This window comes from Roseisolibacter sp. H3M3-2 (assembly GCF_029211165.1).
Classification (GTDB): domain Bacteria; phylum Gemmatimonadota; class Gemmatimonadetes; order Gemmatimonadales; family Gemmatimonadaceae; genus Roseisolibacter.
Genome location: NZ_JARGEK010000766.1, coordinates 1 through 652, shown reverse-complemented (window position 1 = coordinate 652; position 652 = coordinate 1). Strand labels below are relative to the sequence as shown.

The following is a 652-nucleotide window of genomic DNA, read 5'->3' as shown; positions in this document are numbered from 1 at the left end:
CGCGCGGCCGACGCGCTCGCCGCCGACCTCGCGCTCGCCGAGGCGCGCGCGTCCGACGCCCGGCGTCGCGGCGGGCGGCTGCGCGGCGCGCTCGACGGCGTGCCGCTGTTCGCCAAGTCGATCCACGACGTCGACGGGCTGCCGACGACCGCGTCGAGCGCCGAGTGGGCGCGGCTGTTCCCGGAGCCGGTGCGGCGCGACGCGCTCGAGGTCGCGCGCATGCGCGCCGCCGGCGGCGTGCTCCTCGGCAAGACCGCCGCCGACGACTTCGCGTACCGCGGCAACGGCACCAGCAGCCACACCGGGCAGGTGCTGAACCCGCACGACGCGTCGGGCGTGCGCACCCCGGGCGGGTCGAGCGCCGGCTCGGCGGTCGCGGTGGCGGCGGGGATGGCGTTCGCCGCGCTCGGCACCGACGACGGCGGCTCCAACCGCATCCCCGCGCAGTTCACCGGCGTGGTCGGCGTGAAGCCGACGTTCGGCCTCGTGCCGCGCACCGGCGTGGTGCCGACGTGGCCGTACCTCGACACGCACGGCCCGCTCGCGCGCACCGTCGCCGCCGCCACGCTGCGGCTGGCCGCGATCGGCGGCGCCGACCCCGGCGACCCGCTGTCGCTCGACGCGCCGCGCGCCGGCGGGTGGCGCGCCCCCG

The 652-nt window shown here is 80.1% G+C and carries 1 protein-coding gene; it reads left to right on the top strand.

What is annotated here, in order from left to right:
- Nucleotides 1–652, top strand: a 652-nt coding sequence (locus PYV61_RS26275) for an amidase (RefSeq protein WP_275836845.1), incomplete at both ends; no start/stop codon positions are given.